This is a genomic window from Vitiosangium sp. GDMCC 1.1324 (assembly GCF_003044305.1).
GTDB lineage: Bacteria > Myxococcota > Myxococcia > Myxococcales > Myxococcaceae > Archangium.
This window is the reverse complement of record NZ_PZOX01000029.1, coordinates 93329-115485: the sequence shown is the minus strand read 5'-3', so window position 1 is coordinate 115485 and position 22157 is coordinate 93329. Positions and strand designations below refer to the sequence as shown.

Sequence of the window (22157 nt, the reverse complement as noted above, 5' to 3'; positions counted from 1 at the left end):
CCGGGCTCGGTGCCCGGCCTGCCGAGGCGCATGGTGCCGGATTACGGCGTGATGTTGATCTGCACGGGCGGAGTGGCCTGACCGAACCCCGCCCCCGAGCTTGTCATGACGCGCTGGAAGACGTGCACACCGGGCGTGGAGGGGGCCTGGACGTCGAAGGTGAAGGTCCTCTCGCTCCCGCGGTGGACGAGCTCCCCGGGCGCCAGAGGGACGGACGCCACGGCCCACTCGGGCGTGCCGGACGCGGCGCGCAGCTGGATGGCATTGGGCTCGGACCAGGCGGTGGTGCCGGTGTTGCTCAGCGTGAGGGACACCTGGAAGGTCTGGCCCGCGCGCACCGTGGTGGGGACGGACTGGCGGACGAAGCTCGCGTCGAGCGGAGGCGACTGGAGGTAGCTCTCCAGCACCGTCTTGCGCAGGGGCAGGAACTGGTTCCGGAGCGCTGGGGAGATGGCGAAGCGGCCGGGGTCCGCTGGATCATCGGTCTCGGTGCTGTGGACGAAGTTCGCCGAGGCGGGCCACGTCAGGCCTCCGCCCACCGGCCGGCCACTGTTGCGCTGGTGGCAGCCTCCGCAGGAGAGGGCCTGGGCACGGGCGACGATGTCGTGCGGGGTCAGCGTGCTGCCCAGGCGGGTGAGCTCATCTCCGATGGCCCGGTGGAACGCGCTGGGGCCCGGGCCGAACTGGGCGAGATAGTCGTCCGCTCCGCCCGGTGTCCGGGAGTCGTCCTGGGCGGCGTTGAAGGAGTCCGGCACCGCGTAGTTGAAGCGGTTGAGGTCGTTGACGGCCAGGCCCGCCACCTGGGTGAGGAAGTAGCTCTGGAACGCGGAGGCCCGAGGGTCCGTGGACGCCGGGTTGAACAGCCCTCCAAAGGGGTTGGTCTTCACGGTCGCCGGGACGAACTTCAGCGTGCACGAGGGCTGGGCGGTGCAGTCGGTCACCAGCTTGAACTCGTGCATCATCCACGGCACCGGAGGAGCGCCGGGCGGTCCCTGGAGGAACTGGTTGGTGCGCACCTGGCCCAGGCTCCTCGGGTTGTTGCCGAAGTGGTTCATGCTCACCACCGGCGCGAAGCCCGGCAGCCCCGAGAAGTAGAAGGCCTCCAGCTTGTCTGCGCGGGACATTGGATCCGCATCGGCGGACAGGCCGCTCCAGAATCTGACCACCGGGCGGCAGCCCTCGAGACCCAGCTCGGGGTGGGGGTTGGGCAGGACGGACTCGAAGATGATGAAGTTGCGGCTGGCGGGCGAGAAGGGCAGCCGGGCCAGGACGATGCGGTACTGGCCGCAATCGGAGCCGTCCACGGGCGCCAGGTCGAAGCGGTTGTAGAGACCCACCGCCGCATAGCTGTCCAGGTTGATGACCGATGTGGGGCGCGCCTGTCCGCCCTCGCTCGGGCGGCACACGTAGGGGAAGTCGTTGAGCGTGTTGCCGTTGTCGGTGCAGTGCGGCATGCCCGGCAGGTCCGGCTGCCCGGGCGCGGGGTTCTGCGTGTCCCAGAGTTGGCGGAAGAGTTGGTCGGCGGTGAAGCCCGCTCCGGCGTTGTCTGCGACGAGCTTGCTGAACACCCGCCGCCCGCCGAACCGGGCCAGGATGTTCTTCTCCGTCACGGCCAGCGAGCGGAGGGCGTCGAGGGGAACAGGGGCCGGAGCCGGCTCGGTGGAGGGAGGCGGGGGAACCATTCCGATCCCGGTGCGATCGGATTGAGGCGACTCGTCCGCGCCGGAGACTCCGGCACCCTCACATGCGCTCAGCATGGCTGCGGCGAGCGCCACCCGGCACACCCGATTGAAACGTTCGTGACCCATGGGACTCCCTTTCATGCGGCGCGAGGAGGCGCCGTACGTGGAGTTGGACCCGTGGACCTGCTCAACCGGGCAAGGCGGCGACGTCCAGGCCGTGTCCCATGGCACTGGGACGGGTGGCCATCCCCGCCGGAAATCCGGCACCCCCGTTGGAAGACCGGCGGGAATCCCCTTACAGGAGCTTTCGCAACCTCTTCTTCATGCTTCTTCACGCATTCCGGGCAGGGGGACGTGGCACCTTGCGCCCGGCCCTCCCTCCCGGGAGGGAAATGTGGGCGGAGCCTGGAGCCGGTGGCACCGCCATTGCTCAACGGGTCGTGCGCCACATCCCATGCGCACCCGAGGAAGGGGAAAAAGCTCCATGTTGTGCGACATGTACCTGTTCTTCTGCCTGCCGTTCCTGCCGCTGGCGGGGCCCGCACCGAAGGCCTCGCCGCGTCCACGCAGGGGCTCCGGGCGGCGGGCATCCTCCAGCCCGAGGACGGCCGCACGGCGCGCTCCGAGCACACAAGGGCGCAAGGCAAGGGCGCGACCCGAACGTCGAGCCGAGCGCCCGCGCCCATGATGCCGGTGTGCAACGCCGTGTGTGTCAGCGCGCGGTGGGATCGCTCGAGTCCTTCTTCGATTCACGAATCCAGGACATCATCTCGCGAAGATTCCGGCCCACCTTCTCGATGGGATGCTGCTGGCCCTGCTCGCGCAGCTTGTCGAACACGGGGCGGCCGGCCTGGTTCTCGAGGATCCACTCGCGCGCGAAGACGCCGGTCTGGATCTCCTTGAGGACCTTCCGCATCTCCTCGCGCACCGACTCGTTGATGAGGCGCGGCCCGCGCGTGTAGTCCCCGTACTCGGCGGTGTCGCTGATGGAGTGGCGCATCCAGCCCATGCCGCCCTCGTACATGAGGTCCACGATGAGCTTGAGCTCATGCAGGCACTCGAAGTAGGCGCTCTCGGGCTGGTAGCCCGCATCCACCAGCGTGTCGAAGCCGGCCTGGACGAGGGCGGTGACTCCTCCGCAGAGCACCGCCTGCTCACCGAAGAGATCGGTCTCGGTCTCCTCCTTGAACGTGGTCTCCAGCAGGCCGGCGCGCGTCGTGCCGAGGGCTCGCGCATAGGACATGCCGAGCGTCTTGGCCTTGCCGGTGGCGTCCTGGTGCACGGCGATGAGCGCGGGAGTTCCCTTGCCATCCTGGTAGAGGCGGCGCACCAGGTGCCCGGGTGACTTCGGGGCGATGAGCAGCACGTCCACGTCCGTGGGCGGGCGGATCTGCCCGTAGTGGATGTTGAAGCCGTGGGCGAAGAACAAGGCCTTGCCCCGGGTGAGGTGGGGCGCGATGTCCGCGTCGTAGATCTGCTTCTGGGTCTGATCCGGAGCGAGGATCATGATGAGGTCGGCCCACTGGGCGGCCTCGGCGACGGACGACACCTTGAGGCCCGCCGCTTCCGCCTTGGCACGCGAGCGGCTGGCGGGATGCAGCCCCACCCGCACCTCGACGCCGGAGTCCTTGAGGTTGAGGGCGTGAGCGTGTCCCTGGCTCCCGTAGCCGATGATCGCGACCTTGCGGGAGTGAATGGGCTCGAGGGAGGCGTCCTTGTCGTAATAGATGGTGGTCATTCGTGCGGTCCTGAGGGGGTGGGGTGGGACTAGGGAACTGCGGCCACCTGCCGCCGCTCGGCGGAGGGAGCCTGGGGTGAAGCCTGGGGTTGAGGGGGCCGCGTGATGGCGCCCTCGGAGGCCGAGGACACCAGCGCGGCGTACTTCGCGAAGACACCCGAGGTGTAGCGGGGCGGAGGCGGCTGGAATCCCCGGAGGCGCTCGGCGATCTGGTCCGCGGAGAGCTCCACCGATAACTGCCGGGCCTCCACGTCGATGGTGATGATGTCACCGGTGCGAACGGCCGCGATCGGGCCGCCCACGGCTGCCTCGGGGGCCACGTGGCCGATCATGAGGCCGCGGGTGGCGCCGCTGAAGCGCCCGTCGGTGAGGAGCGCCACGGAGTCGCCCAGCCCTTGACCCACGAGCGCCGCGGTCACTCCCAGCATCTCGCGCATGCCCGGGCCGCCGCGCGGTCCCTCGTAGCGGATGACCACTACGGCACCGGGCTGGATGCGGCGCTCCTTCACCGCCGCGAAGGCATCCTCCTCGCGGTCGAAGACCCACGCGGGCCCCCGGTGATGGCTGCGCTCGTGCCCCGACATCTTCACCACGCACCCTTCCGGGGCGAGGTTGCCATGCAGGATGACCAGCCCGCCCGTGGAGCGGATGGGCTCGCTCAGGGGCCGGATGACCCGCTGTCCCGCCCGCTCGGTGGCGCTGGCCGAGTGCTCGGCCCAGGTGCGTCCCTCGACGGTTCGGGCACTTCCGTCGATGAAGCCGCCCGCGATCAATCGCTGGGCGAGCAGCGGAACACCCCCGGCGCGGTCCATGTCCACCGCGGCGAAGCGGCCGCCCGGCTTGAGGTCCGCGAGGAGTGACGTGCGCCGGCTCACCTCGTCGAAGTCCTTCAGCGCGAGCGGCACGCCCATCTCCCCCGCCAGCGCGAGCAGGTGCAGCACGGCGTTGGTCGAGCCACCGGTGGCCGCCACCGACGCGATGGCATTGTCGAACGATGTGCGCGTCACGATGTCCCGGGGGCGTGCATCGCGCTGGAGCACGTCCATGATGAGCCGGCCCGCGGCGACGCTCGCCGCGTCCTTGCGCGCATCCTCCGCGGGAATGGTGGAGTACCCCACCGGAGCGAGCCCGAGCATCTCGATGGCCAGCGCCATGGTGTTGGCGGTGTACTGGCCGCCACAGGCTCCCGCTCCCGGACAGGCGACGTTCTCGATCTCCTTGAGCGCCTCGAGCGACATCTTCCCGGCGGTCACGGCGCCCACGGCCTCGAACATGTCCTGCACGGTGACGTCCCGGCCCTGGTAGCACCCGGGGGCGATGGAGCCGCCGTAGAGGACGAGCGAGGGGAGGTTCAGCCGGAGCACCGCCATGGCCGCGGCGGGGATGGTCTTGTCACAGCCCACCAGCGTCACCACCGCGTCGAACATGTGGCCGCGGCACATCAGCTCGATGGAGTCCGCGATCACCTCGCGGCTCACCAGCGAGGCCCGCATGCCCTCGGTGCCCATGGTGACCCCATCACTCACGGAGATGGTGTTGAACTCCATGGGGGTTCCACCCGCGGCCCGGATGCCCTCCTTCACCTTCTCCGCCAGGCGGCGGAGGTGGAAGTTGCAGGGCATGGTCTCGGTCCAGGTGTTGGCCACGCCGATGAGGGGCTTGGAGAGATCCTCGTCGGTGAAGCCAATGGCCTTCAGCATGGCGCGTGCGGGCGCACGTTCGTAACCTTCGGTGATGGCGCGGCTGTTGCGGCGTGTGTCTTGAGACATGAGGGCTCCTGGAAAGCCGTGAAGGAGAGGGGAGGCGCTAGGGCTGGTGCCCGCCGAGCCGGTCGATCACGGCCCGGCCGGCCTCCTGGGTTCCCACGGGCCGGGTGCCCGGGGGCGCGAGATCGGCGGTGAGGGCACCGGCATCGAGCGAGGAGGCCACCGCGGCCTCCACCTCACGGGCCTCCTGCTCGAGCCCGAGCGAGTGGCGCAGCAGCATGGCCACGCTCAGCAGGGTCCCGTAGGGGTTGGCCACTCCGCGGCCGGCGATGTCCGGGGCGGAGCCGTGAATGGGCTCGTACAACCCGCGCCGGTTCGCTCCCAGCGAGGCCGAGGGCAGCATACCGATGGAGCCCGAGAGCATGGCCGCCTCGTCCGTGAGGATGTCGCCGAACATGTTCTCGGTGACGATGACGTCGAAGTCGGCGGGACGTTTGATCAAGTGCATGGCACAGGCGTCCACCAGCAGGTGCTTCAGCTCGATGTCCGGGAACTCCTCGCGGATGACCCGCTCGGTCACCGCGCGCCACAGCCGCGAGGTCTCGAGCACATTGGCCTTGTCCACCGAGGTGAGCTTCTTGCGGCGGGTCCGCGCCAGGGAGGCGGCGGCGCGAACCACCCGCACCACCTCCTCCACCGTGTAGACGCAGGCATCGAAGGCCCGGTCCTCCTCGCGGCGCTTCTCGCCAAAGTAGATTCCACCGGTGAGCTCACGCACCACCAGCAGGTCCACGCCGCGCAGCACCTCGGGCTTGAGCGTGGAGGCGTCGTAGAGCGAGGGAACGGGCGCCACGGGCCGCAGGTTGGCGTAGAGGCCCAGCTCCTTGCGCAGCGCGAGCAGCCCCTGCTCCGGACGCACCTTCGCGGGCGGGTCCCACTTTGGCCCTCCCACGGCACCCAGCAGCACCGCATCCGCCCGCTGGCAGAGGGCGAGCGTTTCCGGAGGCAGCGGCGAGCCGGTGAGGTCGATGGCCGCCCCTCCCATGGGCGCCTCCACCAGCTCGAAGGAGTGGCCGAAGCGCTCGGCCACCGCCTTCAGCAGGCGGGTTCCCTGCTCCACCACCTCGGGCCCGATGCCGTCTCCCGGAAGCACCGCGACAAGCGCTTTCATGAGCGGGCCTCCTCGAAACGGGCAATGGCCTCTTCCTGGCCGAGCAGGAACCCCAGCTCGTCCACCCCATTCATCAGGCAGTAGCGGGCGAAAGGATCCAGCGGGAACGTGGCCTCCGTTCCATCCGCGAGCCGCACGGTGCGGTGCTCCAGATCGATGATCACCTCCGAGCCCGGCTCGGCGAGCAGGCGGCGGTGGAACCCGGCGTCCACCCGTATCGGCAGCAGACCGTTCTTGATCGCGTTGTTGGAGAAGATGTCGGCGATGGAGGAGCTGATGACGGCGCGGAAGCCCCAGTCCACGAGGGCCCACGGGGCGTGCTCGCGCGAGGAGCCGCAGCCGAAGTTGTCACCCGCGACCAGCACCCGGGCGCCCTGGGCCTCTGGCTGCTCGAGGATGAAGTCCGGGTGGGGGCTGCCGTCAGGTTGGTAACGCCAGTCCGCGAAGAGCCAGCGGCCCAGACCCGCGCGGTGGGTGATCTTGAGGAAGCGGGCGGGGATGATCTGATCGGTGTCGATGTTCTGCCGCGCCATGACGACGGTGCGCGAGCGCAGTGTGCGGAACGGTTCCATGGGACTCACCTCAAGAGCTCGCGGGGATCGGTGACCTGGCCGGTGACGGCGGCGGCGGCGGCGGTGAGGGGACTGGCGAGGAAGGTCCTGCTTCCCTTGCCCTGCCGTCCCTCGAAGTTGCGATTGCTGGTGCTCACCACGTACTGACCGGGCTTCGCCTGGTCCCCGTTCATGGCGATGCACATCGAGCATCCGGGCTCCCGCCATTCCGCGCCGGCTTCGCGGAAGATGTCGTGCAGCCCCTCGGACTCCGCCGCCCGCTTGATCTCCTGGGAGCCTGGCACCACGAGCGTGCGCACGCGGGAGGCCACCTTGCGCCCGCGCAGGACATGGGCCGCGGCGCGCAGGTCCGACAGCCGCGAATTGGTGCAGCTGCCAATGAACACCACGTCGATGGGCTGGCCCAGCAGACGTTGCCCCGGCGTCAGTCCCATGTAGCGCAGCGCACGCTCCAGCGAGTCGCGGGCGCTCGCATCCGTCAACTGGTGGGGCGCGGGCACGGTGCCGGTGACCGGAATCCCCATGCCGGGATGGGTCCCGTACGTGAGCATCGGCTCGAGCGCGTCGGCATCCAGCGTCACCGTCGCGTCGTAGGTGGCGCCTGGGTCCGACGGCAGCGTGCGCCAGCGCGCCACCGCCCGGTTCCACGCCTCTCCCTGGGGAGCGCGCGGGCGGCGGGCGAGGTACTCGAACGTCGTGTCGTCCGGGGCGATGAGGCCCGCGCGCGCGCCAGCCTCGATGGACATGTTGCACACCGTCATCCGCTCCTCCATGGAGAGGCCGCGGATGGCGCTTCCGGTGTACTCGAGCACGTGTCCCGTTCCACCGCCCACACCCACCTTGGCGATGATGCCCAGGATGATGTCCTTGGCGCTCACGCCAGGGCGGAGGCGGCCCTCCACGCGGACCTCCATCGTCTTCGGCTGGCGCTGCAGCAGGCACTGGGTGGCCAGCACGTGCCCCACCTCGCTGGTGCCGATGCCGAAGGCCAGCGCGCCGAAGGCCCCGTGGGTGCTGGTGTGGCTGTCGCCGCACACGATGGTGGAGCCGGGCAGGGTGAGGCCGAGCTCGGGCCCGATGACGTGGACGATGCCCTGGCGCTCGGTGCCCAGCGCGTGCAATTCCACGCCGAACTCGTGGCAATTGGCCTCCAGTTGCGAGAGCTGCGCCGCCGCCTCCGCGTCCGCCATGGGGAAGCGCCCCTGCGCGTCCCGCGGGAGGGTCGGCGTGGAGTGGTCCATGGTGGCGACGGTCCGCTCGGGTTGCCGCACGCGCAGGCCCCGCTCGCGCAGCAGGCTGAAGGCTTGCGGCGAGGTCACCTCGTGCACGAGGTGGAGATCCACGTAGAGGACCGCGGGCGTCTCCGCCGTCTCCGGCCGGACGAGGTGGGACTCCCAGATCTTCTGGAACAGGTTTCGAGGCATGGGAGGGCTCATGTCACGCGCTCACTTCTAGGGAGGGGACGTCGTGGCTGGAGATGGGGATGTGGCTGGTGGCGCTGGCCGCCCGGTTGAGGGCGTCGAGCAGGGCGCGGGCGCTCGCGACGATGATGTCGGTGCTCACGGCCCGGCCGCGGAACCTGCGGGTACCTGATTCCACCTCCAGGTCGACGTGTCCCTGGGCGTCCTCGCCGTCGGTGACACTGGTGACCTGGTAGTGACACAGGCGGACCTGCTGGCCGGTGATGCGTTCCACGGCCTTGAAGACGGCGTCCACGGGCCCATCGCCGCACGCGGCATCGCGGACCTTCCGCCCGTCGGAATGCTCGAGGCAGACGGTGGCCGAGGGGACGGTCCCCACTCCGGAGACGCAGCTGAGGGTCTCCAGCTTCCAGGTCGACAGCTCCCGGATGCCGAGGTGTCCCTGGATGAGAGCCTCCAGGTCCGCGTCGAAGACCTCCTTCTTGGAGTCCGCCAGCCGCTTGAACTCCTCGAACAGCTTGTCGATCTGCGGGCCGTCGAGCTGGTAGCCGAGCTCCTTCGCCCGCTGGCGCAGCACGTGGCGGCCGCTGTGCTTGCCCAGCACCAGGCTGTTGCCGGTGAAACCCACGTCCTCGGCACGCATGATCTCGTAGGTACCCCGGTGCATCAGCACACCGTGCTGATGGATGCCCGCCTCGTGGGCGAAGGCGTTCTGTCCCACCACCGCCTTGTTCCGTTGGACCTGCAGGCCCGTCACGTTGGAGAGCAGCCGGCTGGTGGGGTAGAGGCGCTCGGTGCGGATGCCGGTCCGCACGCCGAAGAAGTCATGGCGCGTGCGCAGGGCCATGACCACCTCCTCCAAGGCGCAGTTGCCCGCCCGCTCACCGATGCCATTGATGGTGCACTCCACCTGCCGCGCGCCTTCCACTACCGCAGCCAGACTGTTGGCCACCGCAAGTCCGAGGTCGTTGTGACAGTGGACGCTCATCACGACGCGCTCGATGCCGCGCACGTGGCGCCGCAGGTACGCGATGAGCGAGGAGTACTGGGCCGGCATCGCGTAGCCCACCGTGTCCGGGATGTTGACCGTGGTGGCGCCTGCCTCGATGACGCGCTCCACCACCTCGGCGAGGAACTCGGGCTCGGTGCGCACCGCGTCCTCGGCGGAGAACTGAACGTCCTCGAAGCGCTCGCGCGCATAGCGCACGGATTCCACGGCGCGCCGGAGGACCTCCTCCTGGTTCATCTTCAGCTTGTACTCGCGGTGGAGCGGACTGGTGGCGAGGAAGACGTGGAGGCGCCGGCGCTCGGCCGCGCGGAGGGCTTCCCACGTGCGGTCGATGTCCTCCCGGTTCGCGCGGGCCAGGGCGCACAGCGTGGGGCCCTCGACCCGGCTGGCCACGGTGGCGACTGCCTCGAAGTCTCCCTGGGAGGCGACCGGAAATCCGAGCTCGAGGATGTCCACGCCGAGGTCTCGAAGCGCGAGCGCCACCTGTAGCTTCTGCGCCACGTTCATGCTGGCGCCGGGCGACTGCTCGCCGTCGCGCAGGGTGGTGTCGAAGATGATGACCCGATCCTTCGTGCTCTCCGTGCTCATCCGCTCGCCTCTTCTCCTGTCCTGTGAATCGCTACCTGCTGGGTACGTAGGTCAACCACTCCGCGGCGCGCGGCAGCTCGCCACGGACGGCCGCGTGATAGGCCTGTTGAATCTTCTGGGTGATGGGGCCGGTGCGGCCGTTTCCGATGGTGCGGAAGTCGATCTCCCGCAGGCCGATGACCTCGGCGGCCGTTCCGGTGACGAAGACCTCGTCGGCCGTGTAGAGCTGGTCGCGCGAGATGGGCTGGGCGCTGACCTCCAGGCCCATCTCACGGGCGAGGATCATCACCGTGTCCCGGGTGATGCCCTCGAGGATCTGCCCCTCGGGCGGCGTCATCACCTTGTTGCCCCGGACGATGAAGATGTTCTCGCCGGTGCACTCGGCCACCATGCCCTGCGTGTCCAGCATGATCGCCTCGTCGAACCCCAGACGGACCGACTCCGTCTTGGCGAGCACCGAGTTGGGATAGTTCCCCGCGACCTTCGACTTGGTCATCACCACGTTGGGATGGTGACGGGTGTACGAGGAGACATTGGCCCGCACACCGCGCTCGGCGGCCTGCGCGCCGAGGTAGGCATTCCACGACCACACGGCGATGCCCACGTGGGCCTGGCCGCTGTCGATGTTGAGGTTCCACCCTCCGCCGGCGAGGTAGATGAGCGGGCGGATGTAGCACTCCTCCTGGCCATTGGCCCGGACGGTCTCCTGGCAGGCCTCGATGAGCTGCCCCACGGTGAAGGGCATCTCGCGCCAGCCGAGAATGGCCGCGGACCTGTGAAGCCGCTCGATGTGCTCGCGGAGGCGGAAGATGGCGGGACCCTTCGCCGTCCGGTAGCAGCGGATGCCCTCGAACACCGCCATGCCGTAGTGCGTGGCGGGCGTGAGGAAATTCAGCTGTGCCTCAGCCGCCGCCATCAGCTTCCCGTTCATCCAGATGTGCTTACAGTCCATGCGTGCTGCCTCTTTGGGTAATACGAAGGGTTCTTCCTCACGCCCTGGGGGCGGAGGGTGTTGCTGCGTTCCCGTGTCAGGGTTTGCCTACGCGGCCTGTTCCGGGGGCGGCGCATCCAGCACGCCGGAGAGGGGGGACTGGGCTCCCCGAGCCATCGCGACGGCACCTGTGCGCACCAGCTCGATGATTCCGGAGGGGCGCAGCACATCGATGAGCCCGTCGATCTTGTCCGGCGTGCCGGTGAGCTCCACCACCAGCGACGAGGGCGTCACGTCGATGGCGCGCGCGCGGAAAACGTCGCAGACCTGAAGGACCTGGGGGCGGGTCTCCTCGCTGGCCCGCACCTTGATGAGGGCCAGCTCGCGAACCGCCGGGGCCTGGTGCGTGACGTCCTCCACGTAGAGAACGTTGATGAGCTTGTAGAGATTGGCTTCCAGCAGGCGTGCCTCGCGGTCATCCACCACCACCACCAGGGTGATGCGTGAGATTGCGGGGCGCTCGGTGCGAGCCACCGTGAGCGAGTCGATGTTGTAGGCGCGGCGGCGGAAGAGCGAGATGACACGGTTGAGGACGCCGGGGCGATCCTCGACGTGAACGATGAAGGTGCGTTGAAGGGATGCGCTCATGGCATTGGCTCCTCAGACAGCCCCGCTGACCCACGGCGAGGTCGCACCGGCTTCACTTTCGTCCTGGGGACGGCGGATCATCTCGTCGAGGTTCGCGCCCGCCGGAACCATGGGATAGACGCTGTCCTCCTGCTCCACCCTGAAGTCGATGACGGCGGTGCACGGACTGGCTCGGGCCTGGGCCACCGCATCGGGGATGTCCTCGCGCCGGGTGACGCGCAGGCCGGTCAACCCGTGCGCTTCGGCGAGCTTCACGAAGTCCGGGTTTCGCAGGGGGGTGGCGGTGTAGCGGTTCTCATAGAAGAACTGCTGCAACTGCCTCACCAGGCCCAGATAGCCATTGTTGATGACAGCCACGTGGAGCTTGACGCCTTCCTGGGCGCAGGTCGTCAGCTCGGCCGCCGACATCTGGAAGCCACCGTCGCCCACCACCACCCAGACCTCATCTCCTGGCCGGGCGAGGCGTGCGCCCATGGCCGCCGGGAGGGCGAAGCCCATGGTGCCCAGGCCACCGGAGGTGATGAGCTGCCTCGGGCGGTCATGCCGGTAGTACTGCGCCTCCCACATCTGATGTTGCCCCACATCGGTGACCATGAGGGCCTTGCCCTGGGTCAGCCACCACAGGTCATGGATGACGTGGGCCGCATGGAGCCTGCCGTTGTGCGGCATGTATTGGATGTCGCGCACCGCCGAGTTGCTCTTGAGGCCATTGATGTGCTGCACCCACGGGGTGCAGGTGCGCTGCTTGATGCGCGGGAGCAGGTCCGTGAGCGTCCGGCGCACGTCGCCCGCCAGCGCGACGTCCACCTGGACATTCTTGTTGATCTCCGAGGGATCGATCTCGATGTGAATCTTCCGCGCCTTGCGCGCGAACGTCTTCAGGTTGCCGGTCACCCGGTCGTCGAAGCGCATGCCCAGGGCAATCAGGAGATCGGACTCCTGGATGGCGTTATTGACCCAGGCCTCTCCGTGCATGCCCATCATCCCGAGGCTGAGGGGATGGGTCGCCGGGAATCCGCCCAGACCGAGCAGCGTGCTGGCCACCGGAATGCCCGTCTTCTCCACCAGCTCCATCAGGAGAGAGGAGGCCTCGGCCTTGAGGACACCGTGACCGGCGAAGATGAGGGGCCGCTCGGCCGCGGCGATGAGCTCGGCGGCACGTTCCAGGTCCTCCTGCGTCGGGTGGTGCCCGGGGCGGTAGCCGGGCAACCGCACGGCCCGTGGCTGCGACTCCATGGCGGCGGTGGCCTGCTGTGCATCCTTGGTGATGTCCACCAGGACAGGCCCGGGACGGCCCGAGCGCGCGATGAAGAAGGCCTCCCGGAGGGTGGGGGCGATGTCCTCTGCTCGCGTCACCAGGTAGTTGTGTTTGGTGATGGGGAGGGTGACGCCCGTGATGTCGAGCTCCTGGAAGGCGTCGCTGCCCAACAGCGAGGAGGGGACCTGGCCGGTGATACAGACGATGGGGGAGGAGTCCAGCATCGCTGTGGCAATGCCCGTCACCAGGTTGGTGGCTCCCGGACCCGACGTGGCCATGCACACGCCCACCTTCCCCGAGGCGCGCGCATAACCATCCGCCATGTGTGCCGCTCCCTGCTCATGGCGAACGAGGACGTGGCGGATGGGTCGCTGATGCAAGGCATTGTAGATGGGCATGATGGCCCCGCCCGGGTAGCCGAAGACGACCTCGACTCCCTCTCTGGCGAGGACATCCCAGACGATCTCGGCTCCGGTGCGTTTCGTCGTGCTCCGGGCGTATTCCGGGGCGGAGCCGCCCGCGGAATCGCCGTGCCCCGTGGGCGCCTGCTCTATCTTGGGGCTCGTGCCAGCTTTCGTCATTGCGCCTCCACTGCGAACCGCGTGGGATTGAGACGCCAGAAAACGAAAAACCCCGCCTCCGATGTTCGGGGGCGGGGTCTCTCGTTCAGGCCTGGATGCTTTCCAGTCTCAGAACGGTGGCCCGGCCCCCTTGGCAAGGAGGAGCGCTACCAGGACGAGTACGAGCACCACCACGAGCGAACGCACGCCACGGTTCGTCGCCGGGCGGAGGGTCAGCTCGAGGGTGGAGAGGCTGTTCGTCATGGTCCGTTCAGTCAGAGGGCCGCGAGTATGCACTAAAACGGTCCCCAAAGGCAAATCAGGGGAAACGTCAACTTTCCGTAACAGCTATCGCCGGAAGAGAATCTTTGAATTTCTTCAAGAGTTTCAGCACGCGGCTGGAATTCTCCAGGCGGATTGACCGCTCGAAAGGCTGAGTCCTTTCACCTCAACGGACCGTGAGGACGATCAGTTCCGAGCGGCTGGCGTCTCGATCCGCTTGAGGGTCTCCACCGCGTTCGTATTGGAGGGGTTCAGCTCCAGGGACCGGCGATAGTTCGTGATCGCCAGCTCCTTGTTCCCGCTGGCCAGGTAGGCCTCGCCCAGGCTGTCGTAGCCGTTCGCCTCGCCGGGGAACATCTCCACGTTCAATTTGAAGATCTCGATCGCGTCCGCCACGCGCCCGGTTCGCAGCAACTGGTAGCCGGCCGTGTTGAGCTGTCCCTCGGTGAAGTCGTACTCACCGGACTTGGTGGCCTTGAGGGTCCGGTACCTGGCGATTGCCTCCGTGACGGACGATTTCTCGAGGGTCTCCAGCACGACCTCTCCGATGCCCATCCGGGGCTGCCGGGGCGAGATGCCATGAAGGATGCTCAGCGCCCCTGTCGCCATCTCCTTGAGCCGTGCGCCGCGCGAGGTGTTGTCGAGGAGGATGACGACTTCCTTCCGCTCGGGCGCGCGGACGATCAGGGTACTGAAGCCGTTGATGCCCCCGCTGTGGCTGGTCCCGGCGATCTCCGTCTTGTCGTCGTGCAGCTTGAGCGGCCGCATGTCCCACCCAAAGGCATACTGGTTCAGCCCTGGCGTGAACATCTGCTGCTTGAGCGGCGCGGGCAGCAGCGTGTCGAGGTACAGGGCGCGATCCCAGCGATAAAGGTCCTCCACCGTCGAGTACAGCGAGCCGGCGGAGTAGGGGATGGTCATGTCGAGGTAGGACGCGTTGACGTACCCGCCGGGCCTGGACTCGTAGCCGCTCGCGCGCTTGGGCAGCAGCGTCTCGGAGACGTCGTAGCCGGTGCCCTTCATCCCCAGCGGGTCGAAGATCCGCTGCTGCAGCGCCTGGGCGTAGGTCTGCCCGGTGAGCTTCTCGATGATGGCGCCGAGCACGAAGTAGGCGGAGTTGCTGTAGGCCCACTTGCTGCCCGGCTCGAACTCGAGGTCGCCGCTGCAGAACTTCTTCATGAAGTCCGCGACCGTGACCGGATTGCGCGAGTCGTTCTTGAAGAACGCGGGGGTCGTGTAGTTGGGGATACCGGACGTGTGATTCAGCAACTGGGCGATGGTGATCCGATCGCCCGTGTCCTTGCGGTAGTCCGGGAGGTGCGTCGTGATCTTGTCGTCGAGCTTGAGCTTCCCCTCGGCGGCGAGCTGCATGATGACCATCGCCGTGAACTGCTTGGTGATGGAGCCGATGCGGAACTTCGTGTCGGGCGTATTGGGCACCTGCCACTCGAAGTTCGCGGAGCCATAGCCCTTCTTGAGGAGGATGCCCTTCTCGTCGGCCACGAGCACGGTGCCGTTGAACTGGCGCAGCTCGTGGTACTTCGTGATGAGCCGCTCGAGCTCCTGTTGCTTTGTCGCCGCCTCGGCGGCGGGCACGCCCCACGTCCACATCATGAGCGCGCCCACGAGGCACGCCTTCAGCCAGTTCATTCGATTCTCCCGGTGCATGTTCGGGTGTACGGTCCGGTGGTACGGCGATTTCAAGGCCCTTTCGGAACCTGAACGAAGAGGTGCCGTCGTCAGCGGCCCGCGGCCTTTCGCAGGGCCTTGAGCTTCGCCATGACCTTCTTCGTCTGCGCGGGATTCACCTTGCCGAGCGCCGCCTCCAGTGTGCCCAACTCCTTGCTCAGGATGGCGCGATCGTCCTGCTCGAGCTCGGCGATACCGTCCATCACCAGCTCCTGCTCCAGCTCCTTCACGAGCTCACCCGCATGGGGCCCGGTGGGATAGCGCCGCAGGTACTCGCCCTCCGTGGCGTTGGCCCTTTCCAGGATGCACGGCGCGTAGCCCTCGCACTCGCCGGGGGTGGGCGTCGTCGCGGCCTCCCAGGCGAATGCCTCGGCCTCGGGCTGGCCCCGGTATTTCTCCTCGAGCTGCCACAGGACCCCGCCGTCCACGAGCCATTCCGCCGCGGGCTCGCTGTACACCAGCGCCTCCCCCTGGCGCTTCACCCAGGGCTCGTACGCCTTCTTCGGCACCTCCTGCGATCCAATGGCGCTCAGGGCCCAACGCACCGCGCGCCAGCGCGCCAGCTCCAACTGCGCCGCGCTCGCCTTGTCGGGCGTCTTCTCCACCACGCCCTTCAGGAAGTTGGCCAGATCCGTCCGGTCCACGAAGGGCGCCTTCTCGTCCGCCAGGCGCTGCCCGGCAATCTCGAGGACGGTCTGCACGCGGCGCTCCGGCTCGAATGGCAAGACGAAGGCGCCGAACACCCAGCCTTCCTGTCCCTCGGATGTGGCGACCCGGTACCAGGAGTCCTTCTTGCCTCCCAGCGTCTCCTGGTGCTCGGAGCGCTCGAGCTCGCGCAACTCCGTGCCGATGAAGAGCCGGGTCACCTCCTGCCCGTCAGGGCGGGGCGTGGCCCGCATCCTGACGCCTGACGCCGCGGTGATGCGCTGCTTCTCCGTCTTCGGCGGCTCGGCCGCGAGGACCGGGGCGGTGTGGCACAGCAGCACGAGGATGGCGAGCATGAGGCGAGGCTGGGGCATGAGAGATTCCTCGAGAGATTCCTTGGGCAGGGACTCGGACTGAGGGTGCGAGGATGTAGCACCGTCCCCTCGCATCGTCACGAGGCCCACGCCGCAGGGTCATGCCCCTGGAGCCCCGGGCGTCAGGGCTTGAGGACCGCCAGCCGGCTCCACGTCATGTCGGTTCCGGCGACGCAGTCGGGTCCGTTGGGATCCTTCTTGACCCAACCCCCGCTCACGTCGCGCGATTGGTAGCCGACCCGCGCTCCTCCATCCTGGGTGAGCACCAGCGAGGGCGCGTGCAGGAACCAGGTGCCGACGTTGCAGTTCTCATAGAGGAAGATCTCGTCCGACTTCATCGCGGTCGCGTCTTCGACCACCCGGAGATTCCACTTCGCATCGGTATTCTCGCAGTGCTCCGCGTCGCAGCTCGCGAGGATGATGTTGTAGTCATACGTGTAGACGATGCGGGGGTGTCCCTGCGCGTTGAGCGCGAGATCCAGCCCGTCGTCGATCTTCGCGCTGTTGTCCAGGGCGAGGCTGCTCCACCCCGAGTTGCTGATGCACCCCTCGTCGCAGGACAGGTAGGCCAGCTGCTTCTGATTGTCCGCGCTTCGGGCGAGCAGCAGCACGCGGGGCTTTCCACTCGACGTGAGGGCGAGCGCGATCGCCGGCTGCATGCGCACGGCCTCGGTCTCGCTCGAATAGGAAACCCCGAGCGTGGTCCCATTCCAGTCGGCTTCTTGGGTGCAGTCGCCGCGGCACTCGACGTAGGAGCCGTAGTGGGTCGTGCTGTTGTCCGAGTTCACGAAGCGCACGATGGTGCCAGCGCGCGGGTGGCCCTCCGCATCGAAACGGAGCTCGGAGTGGTGCCAGATCTGATCGGAGATGCGGTTGACCTTCCACGCGCTCGGGTCCTGGCAGTTCTGGTCGCAGGTGACGTACTCGGTCAACGGCGCCCCCTGGCCGATGCCGAGGTACGTGAGATAGGTGTGGAGCAGGAAGCGCGGCCGGCCCTGGGGGTCGAGCGCGAACGCCGGTCCGCTCACTTCCTTCTTCCCGGCGTGATCGAGGATCGCCGTCACCTTCCATGCCTTCGGGTCGGTACAGGAGCTGTCACACGAGGCGTAGTAGACCTTGGCGTATGCCGACAGCAGCACGCGGGGCCTGCCCTGCGCGTCGAGCGCGAGCATGGCGTTGGTGACCGTCCCCTCGGTGTCGAAGTGCACGGACGAGACGTCCTCCGCGCGCTGGCAGCCATTGGCGCAGAAGGCGTAGTACGCACCGCCTCCCGCGTACGCGGGATAGACCGTGTGCAGTCCTCCCTTTCCGTCGAGCGCCAGGGCAGGGGCGGCCGTGTTGTCACCCTTCGAGGTGGGTAGGAAGAAATGCGTGGCGGTTCCAGAGCCGCCGCCTCCGGGATCGTCCGAGTCACCGCCACAAGCGACGAGCGAAGAGGTCACGAGAAGAACACCCAAGGAACGAGCAAAGGCGAAGCGCATTGGATTCTCCTGGTTACTTCAGGGGCGGCCTACCACCTCCACCCGTCCCCGTGCCAGCGCTACGCCATCCCCTCGGCCGCTCCGGTGGCAGGCACCCGGAAGAGACGTCCACTCGTCATCTTTCCGCGGACCTCTCAGGGTTCGAGCGGATGAGAGTGTATGGACCAGCAGGGTGTTGTGGACTATCCGGCGGCGGACAGGGGAGGGGGACCCGGCAGCTCCGCCGTTGTTCCGGACGGTAGCCTTGTTCGTGAACCCTCGCGGAGGTCGTCCCTCATGCGTCGCCCCCAGGCCCTGGTGGCCGTGATGCTGACCCTCGGTGTCTGTGCTTGCGGAGATCCCCGTCGGGACTTCGTGGGATCGTATGGTGTCTCGGGCACCCTCACGACCACCCTGGGGAGCAGGCAGACCACCTCCTCCATCAAGGATGAATCCCTCGAGGTCGTCGCCGATGCCTTCGACTCCGACAAGCTCTATCTGGATTTCGATTGTGGTCTGTCCGGGACGATGAGTGACGAGAAGTCCTTCCGGCTCGACGACAAGGTGTGCCCCGCCTACGCGGATGACGAGTGCAGGTACCTCTGGCACTTCAACAACGGACAGGGCAGCAGGACGGGGGACGACGCCGGAATCGGCCTCTCCTTCCGTGGGACCATTTCGGTGGATTGCTCCGATGGCTCGTCGGGGGTGGTTGCCTTCATCCTGGCGCTGAAGGGCACGCGTCTGAATGAGCCCCTTCCGGGTGCAGGCGTGCCGGGTGGGCAATCCCTCGACCCCCGAGCGTCGGGAGCCTCGCTCCGGGGTCTCCTGGAGGGTGCGGCGCGCGACGGCCTCCGGTGAACCTGGGGGCTCGGTGGGCGGAGCTCACGGGCGTGGCACGAGCCGCACCGAGGGGGCCTTGAATGTGGCGGTGACGGGGCGGCCCTCGGCGAGCCCCAGCTCCTCGCTGGAGAAGCGCGTCACCCGCGCCACCAGGGGGAAGCCCGCGTCGAGCGCCACGCGCACCAGCGCGCCCTCGGGGGAGACGGACACCACGGTGCACGCCAGCCGGTTGCGCGCGCTGGTGGGGGAGGCCTCGGGAGCCCCCAGCGTGACGTCCTCCGCCCGGAGGCAGACGAAGACCTCGTTCCCCTCCCGCTCGGGCTCCAGCGCGATGAGGTGATGCGGGCCCACCGCCACCGTGGCCAGTCCCTGCTCGCGCCGCAGCACCGTGCCCGGCAGCACGGTCTCGATGCCCGTCATCCGCGCCACCGCGAGCTCCGCCGGGTGGTTGAACACGTCGGCCACCGGCCCCACCTGACACACCCGGCCCCCCTCCATGGCCACCAGGTCATCCCCCAGCGCCAGCGCCTCCAGCCTGTCGTGTGTCACCACCACCGTGGGCACGCCCAGCTCCCGGAGAAGCCGCCGCAGCTCGCCCCGGAGCTGCTCGCGCGAGGGCGCATCCAGCGCGGACAGGGGCTCGTCGAGCAGCAGCAGCCGAGGGCGGATGGCGAGCGCCCGGGCCAGTGCCACCCGTTGCTGCTGCCCGCCGGAGAGCTCGCGCGGCCTGCGCGCCTCCAGTCCCTCCAGGTGCAGCAGCGCGAAGAGGGAGCGCGAGCGCTCGCGCCGCTCGGACTCCGGCAGGTGGCCAATGCCGTACTGGACGTTCTGCTCGGCGGTGAGGTGGGGGAAGAGGGCGTAGTCCTGGAAGAGGAGCCCCACGCGCCGCCGCTGGGGCGGGAGGAACACGCGGGCCCCGGTGTCGCACCAGGGCTCGCCGTGGAAGAGGATGCGGCCGCGCTCGGGCCGGTCGAGCCCCGCGAGGCACCGCAGCACCGTCGTCTTGCCCGCGCCCGAGGGGCCGAACAGCACCGCGACCCGTCCGGGCGTGGCTGGCAGCTCCAGGCGGGCCTGGACGGTGGGTCCGCCGTGGAAGCGCTTCTCGAGGTCGACTACGAGCGTGTCGGCCATGGTGCCCACACCCTACGCTGAAGCCCGTAGGTGATGGCCAGCACGATGAACGAGAAGGCGAGCAGCACCAGCGCCGTCCTGCTCGCCGAGGCGTAGTCCAGCGCCTGTACCGCGTCGTAGATGGCGATGGAGGCCGTGCGCGTGCGGCCCTCCAGGTTGCCGCCCACCATGAGCACCACGCCGAACTCGCCCAGCGTGTGCGCGAACGTGAGCACCATGCCGGAGAGGATGCCGGTGGCGGACAGGGGCAGCACGACGCGCACGAACGTCTGGAAGCGCGAGACACCCAGGCACCACGAGGCCTCCACGAGCCGGCGATCCACTCCCGCAAGCGCCGCGGTGAAGGGCTGCACGGCGAAGGGCAGGCTGTAGAGCACCGAAGACAGCAGCAGGCCCTCGAAGCTGAAGGGGAGGGTGTGCCCGGAGAGTGATTCGAAGGCCCGCCCCAGGGGGCTGTGCGGGCCGAGCACGAGCAGCAGGTAGAAGCCCAGCACGGTGGGGGGCAGCACCAGTGGCAGCGCGACCACCGTCTCCACGAGGAACTTCCACCGCCAGCGTGAGGTGGCCATCCACCAGGCGATGGGGAGGCCCACCCCCAGGAGGATGAGGGTCGTCCACGCGGCGAGGCGCATGCTCAGCAGGAGTGCGGCCCGGTCCACCCGTCATTCCTCCGGCAGGAAGAAGCCGTAGCGCTTGAGGAGCGCCTTGCCCTCCGCACCGAGCAGGTAGTCACGGAACTGTCTGGCCAGCTCCGGGTCCTCCGCCCGCTTCAGGATGGCGCCACCCTGGTCCATGCGCGGGTAGGCGTCGAGCGGCACCTCCCAATAATGTCCCTGCTCCTTCATGGCCGGGGCCATCGCGAGCGCCAGGGCGATGAGGCCCACGTCGGCGGAGCCGCTCTGCACGAACTGCGCGGTCTGCGCGATGTTCTCCCCGAGCACCAGCTTGTCCTTGATGGCGTCGTAGACGCCCTGGCTCTTCATGGAGGCCTCGGCCGCGCGGCCATAGGGGGCGTGCTTCGGGTTGGCGATGGCGATGCGCTTCGCGGCGGGCTCCAGCAGTGCCTTCATCCCGAGCGATTCCACGTTCAGCGGCGAGTCCTTCGGCACCCACACCACGAGGCGGCCCACGGCGTAGAGGAAGACGTCGTTGTCGGCCACCAGGCCCTTCTGGGCCAGCTCGCGCGGGTAGGCCACGTCCGCGGAGAGGAAGACGTCGAAGGGCGCCCCGTTCGACAGCTGCGCCAGGAAGTTGCCCGACGAACCGTAGGTCACCTGGACGTTCGCGCCCGGGTGCTTCGCGCGAAACTCCTTCAGCAACTCATCCAGGGCGAACTTCAGGTCCGACGCCGCGGCGATGGTCAGCGTCTGCTTGCGCGTGGGCTCGGGGGCGGGCGTGCGCAGCCCGGCCACGATGCCCGCTCCGACAATGAGCAGGACGCCCGCCACGAGCGCCCCCTTGACGATCCCCTTCATTGGACTCCCTCCTTCCCATTGTGTGTGGCCCGGGCCCGTCCGGAAGCACGTGCCGCGAGGATTTGAATCTTCCCGGTGTCACCCGGCTCGTAGCCCGGAATGCCCCGGAGCGAGCGCCTGAGCGCGGAGCCCTGGGCCGTCTCGCACAGCCCTACCACGGCGGGCGCTCCCAGGCACGCCGTGGGGATGATGAGCCCATAGGCCTCGTGCCCGAGCGAGCGGAAGGACAACCCGAGCCGTGAGGCCCAGGCGCGCGAGGCCAGGCCCACGTCCGCCTCGCCTCTCGCCACGGCACAGGCTACGTCCCGATGCGAGGCGAGCAGTTGTGCTCGCTGGTGGATGGCCTCGGAGTCCAGGCCGTTCTCGCGCAGCGTCTGATCCAGGTGGTGCCGGACGCCCGCGGTGGGAGGCCGGCTGGCGAGCCGCACCCGGGAGAGCCGCTCGAGCGCGGGAGGTTTCTTCCCGGGCGCGGTGATGAGGCCGACCTCGCGATGAACGAGGTGGATGCGCGCCAGCCCGCCGCGTGCCTCGAGCTCGGGGGGGAGCGCACCGTGCCAGCCGGCGGCGAGCACGTGGCCCTGCTCCACCAACTCCAGGGCGCGGGTGCGATCCGCGAGCACGAAGCCGATGAGGGGATGGTGGTTCGCCTGATGCAGGGCGAGGAGCGTCTCCACGGCCAGGTCCCCATTCGCGGCGAGCAGCGGGGCGGGAGCGGCCTCGTCGCGCGAGGGCTCCGGCTCTGGAGCGGAGCGCGTGGAGACCTCCGACCACCGGAGCACCTCCTCGCGCGGGAAGAGCCACTTGCCTCCAGCGCGCCGAGCGGGGATGCCGCGCTTGAGCAGCCGGTAGACGTGTTTGGGATGGACTCGCAGGAGCGTCGCCACCTCGTCCGTGGTGAGCAGCTCGTCCTGGGTCCGTGGGGGAGTGCCGTGAGAGGGAGCCAAGGTCACTATTTTCTACAATTTTCTACCGTT

Annotated in this window: 19 protein-coding genes; 1 reads left to right on the top strand and 18 read right to left on the bottom strand. The window is 68.4% G+C overall.

The genetic code is table 11. The features are described 5' to 3' along the window. Window positions 1-41 precede the first annotated feature (41 nt). From DAT35_RS50470 to DAT35_RS50410, 14 genes are all read right to left on the bottom strand, one after another. Window positions 42-1808, bottom strand: a complete 1767-nt coding sequence (locus DAT35_RS50470; protein ID WP_158502221.1) for an NBR1-Ig-like domain-containing protein — start codon at window positions 1806-1808, stop codon at window positions 42-44. 586 nt (window positions 1809-2394) lie between these two features. Beyond that, window positions 2395-3420, bottom strand: a complete 1026-nt coding sequence (gene ilvC / locus DAT35_RS50465) for a ketol-acid reductoisomerase (protein ID WP_108076651.1) — start codon at window positions 3418-3420, stop codon at window positions 2395-2397. 29 nt (window positions 3421-3449) lie between these two features. Beyond that, on the bottom strand, window positions 3450-5189 hold the full coding sequence (gene ilvD / locus DAT35_RS50460) for a dihydroxy-acid dehydratase (RefSeq protein WP_108076650.1): 1740 nt from the start codon (window positions 5187-5189) through the stop codon (window positions 3450-3452). 37 nt (window positions 5190-5226) lie between these two features. Beyond that, a complete protein-coding gene (leuB, locus tag DAT35_RS50455) occupies window positions 5227-6297 on the bottom strand; it encodes a 3-isopropylmalate dehydrogenase (RefSeq protein ID WP_108076649.1) in 1071 nt (356 codons plus the stop codon). Continuing rightward, the gene (gene leuD / locus DAT35_RS50450) at window positions 6294-6869 is read right to left on the bottom strand and encodes a 3-isopropylmalate dehydratase small subunit (protein ID WP_108076648.1); all 576 of its coding nucleotides are present in this window, start codon (window positions 6867-6869) and stop codon (window positions 6294-6296) included. The genes leuB and leuD overlap by 4 nt, the downstream gene beginning before the upstream one ends. Before the next feature lie 5 nt (window positions 6870-6874). Beyond that, window positions 6875-8305: a 3-isopropylmalate dehydratase large subunit gene (leuC, locus tag DAT35_RS50445; RefSeq protein ID WP_108076647.1), complete on the bottom strand. Its 1431-nt coding sequence runs from the start codon at window positions 8303-8305 to the stop codon at window positions 6875-6877. Between the two features lies 1 nt (window position 8306). Continuing rightward, a complete protein-coding gene (locus tag DAT35_RS50440) occupies window positions 8307-9887 on the bottom strand; it encodes a 2-isopropylmalate synthase (protein WP_108076646.1) in 1581 nt (526 codons plus the stop codon). Window positions 9888-9918: 31 nt separating this feature from the next. Continuing rightward, window positions 9919-10839: a branched-chain amino acid transaminase gene (locus DAT35_RS50435; protein ID WP_108076645.1), complete on the bottom strand. Its 921-nt coding sequence runs from the start codon at window positions 10837-10839 to the stop codon at window positions 9919-9921. Window positions 10840-10926: 87 nt separating this feature from the next. Beyond that, on the bottom strand, window positions 10927-11466 hold the full coding sequence (ilvN, locus tag DAT35_RS50430; RefSeq protein WP_108076644.1) for an acetolactate synthase small subunit: 540 nt from the start codon (window positions 11464-11466) through the stop codon (window positions 10927-10929). Between the two features lie 12 nt (window positions 11467-11478). After that, window positions 11479-13305 (bottom strand): biosynthetic-type acetolactate synthase large subunit, encoded by a 1827-nt coding sequence (ilvB, locus tag DAT35_RS50425; protein ID WP_108076643.1) that lies wholly within the window; start codon window positions 13303-13305, stop codon window positions 11479-11481. A 108-nt stretch (window positions 13306-13413) separates the two neighbouring features. Continuing rightward, window positions 13414-13548, bottom strand: a complete 135-nt coding sequence (locus DAT35_RS62015) for a hypothetical protein (RefSeq protein ID WP_255415256.1) — start codon at window positions 13546-13548, stop codon at window positions 13414-13416. Window positions 13549-13752: 204 nt separating this feature from the next. After that, window positions 13753-15216: a serine hydrolase gene (locus DAT35_RS50420; RefSeq protein ID WP_108076642.1), complete on the bottom strand. Its 1464-nt coding sequence runs from the start codon at window positions 15214-15216 to the stop codon at window positions 13753-13755. An 89-nt stretch (window positions 15217-15305) separates the two neighbouring features. Further along, complete coding sequence (locus tag DAT35_RS50415; RefSeq protein WP_158502220.1) at window positions 15306-16274, bottom strand: SH3 domain-containing protein; 969 nt, start codon at window positions 16272-16274, stop codon at window positions 15306-15308. 122 nt (window positions 16275-16396) lie between these two features. Continuing rightward, on the bottom strand, window positions 16397-17716 hold the full coding sequence (locus DAT35_RS50410) for a hypothetical protein (protein WP_146210214.1): 1320 nt from the start codon (window positions 17714-17716) through the stop codon (window positions 16397-16399). Between the two features lie 315 nt (window positions 17717-18031). Here DAT35_RS50410 and DAT35_RS50405 point away from each other — a divergent pair, with 315 nt between their 5' ends. Then, complete coding sequence (locus tag DAT35_RS50405) at window positions 18032-18595, top strand: hypothetical protein (RefSeq protein ID WP_108076639.1); 564 nt, start codon at window positions 18032-18034, stop codon at window positions 18593-18595. 24 nt (window positions 18596-18619) lie between these two features. On the opposite strand, the gene DAT35_RS50400 is transcribed toward DAT35_RS50405, so the two are convergent. From DAT35_RS50400 to DAT35_RS50385, 4 genes are read right to left on the bottom strand one after another with little or no spacing between them, the layout of a single operon-like run. Further along, on the bottom strand, window positions 18620-19708 hold the full coding sequence (locus DAT35_RS50400; RefSeq protein ID WP_108076638.1) for an ABC transporter ATP-binding protein: 1089 nt from the start codon (window positions 19706-19708) through the stop codon (window positions 18620-18622). Beyond that, a complete protein-coding gene (modB, locus tag DAT35_RS50395; RefSeq protein WP_108076637.1) occupies window positions 19690-20367 on the bottom strand; it encodes a molybdate ABC transporter permease subunit in 678 nt (225 codons plus the stop codon). Before modB ends, DAT35_RS50400 begins: the two co-directional genes overlap by 19 nt. 3 nt (window positions 20368-20370) lie before the next feature. Further along, window positions 20371-21183: a molybdate ABC transporter substrate-binding protein gene (gene modA / locus DAT35_RS50390; RefSeq protein ID WP_108076636.1), complete on the bottom strand. Its 813-nt coding sequence runs from the start codon at window positions 21181-21183 to the stop codon at window positions 20371-20373. Further along, window positions 21180-22127 (bottom strand): helix-turn-helix transcriptional regulator, encoded by a 948-nt coding sequence (locus DAT35_RS50385; RefSeq protein WP_108076712.1) that lies wholly within the window; start codon window positions 22125-22127, stop codon window positions 21180-21182. Before DAT35_RS50385 ends, modA begins: the two co-directional genes overlap by 4 nt. Window positions 22128-22157: the final 30 nt, after the last annotated feature.

Coding starts and splice junctions, on each gene's coding strand:
- DAT35_RS50470 (WP_158502221.1), bottom strand. CDS start 1,808: ATGGGTCACGAACGTTTCAATCGGGTGTGCCGGGTGGCGCTCGCCGCA.
- ilvC (WP_108076651.1), bottom strand. CDS start 3,420: ATGACCACCATCTATTACGACAAGGACGCCTCCCTCGAGCCCATTCAC.
- ilvD (WP_108076650.1), bottom strand. CDS start 5,189: ATGTCTCAAGACACACGCCGCAACAGCCGCGCCATCACCGAAGGTTAC.
- leuB (WP_108076649.1), bottom strand. CDS start 6,297: ATGAAAGCGCTTGTCGCGGTGCTTCCGGGAGACGGCATCGGGCCCGAG.
- leuD (WP_108076648.1), bottom strand. CDS start 6,869: ATGGAACCGTTCCGCACACTGCGCTCGCGCACCGTCGTCATGGCGCGG.
- leuC (WP_108076647.1), bottom strand. CDS start 8,305: ATGAGCCCTCCCATGCCTCGAAACCTGTTCCAGAAGATCTGGGAGTCC.
- DAT35_RS50440 (WP_108076646.1), bottom strand. CDS start 9,887: ATGAGCACGGAGAGCACGAAGGATCGGGTCATCATCTTCGACACCACC.
- DAT35_RS50435 (WP_108076645.1), bottom strand. CDS start 10,839: ATGGACTGTAAGCACATCTGGATGAACGGGAAGCTGATGGCGGCGGCT.
- ilvN (WP_108076644.1), bottom strand. CDS start 11,466: ATGAGCGCATCCCTTCAACGCACCTTCATCGTTCACGTCGAGGATCGC.
- ilvB (WP_108076643.1), bottom strand. CDS start 13,305: ATGACGAAAGCTGGCACGAGCCCCAAGATAGAGCAGGCGCCCACGGGG.
- DAT35_RS62015 (WP_255415256.1), bottom strand. CDS start 13,548: ATGACGAACAGCCTCTCCACCCTCGAGCTGACCCTCCGCCCGGCGACG.
- DAT35_RS50420 (WP_108076642.1), bottom strand. CDS start 15,216: ATGAACTGGCTGAAGGCGTGCCTCGTGGGCGCGCTCATGATGTGGACG.
- DAT35_RS50415 (WP_158502220.1), bottom strand. CDS start 16,274: ATGCCCCAGCCTCGCCTCATGCTCGCCATCCTCGTGCTGCTGTGCCAC.
- DAT35_RS50405 (WP_108076639.1), top strand. CDS start 18,032: ATGCGTCGCCCCCAGGCCCTGGTGGCCGTGATGCTGACCCTCGGTGTC.
- DAT35_RS50400 (WP_108076638.1), bottom strand. CDS start 19,708: ATGGCCGACACGCTCGTAGTCGACCTCGAGAAGCGCTTCCACGGCGGA.
- modA (WP_108076636.1), bottom strand. CDS start 21,183: ATGAAGGGGATCGTCAAGGGGGCGCTCGTGGCGGGCGTCCTGCTCATT.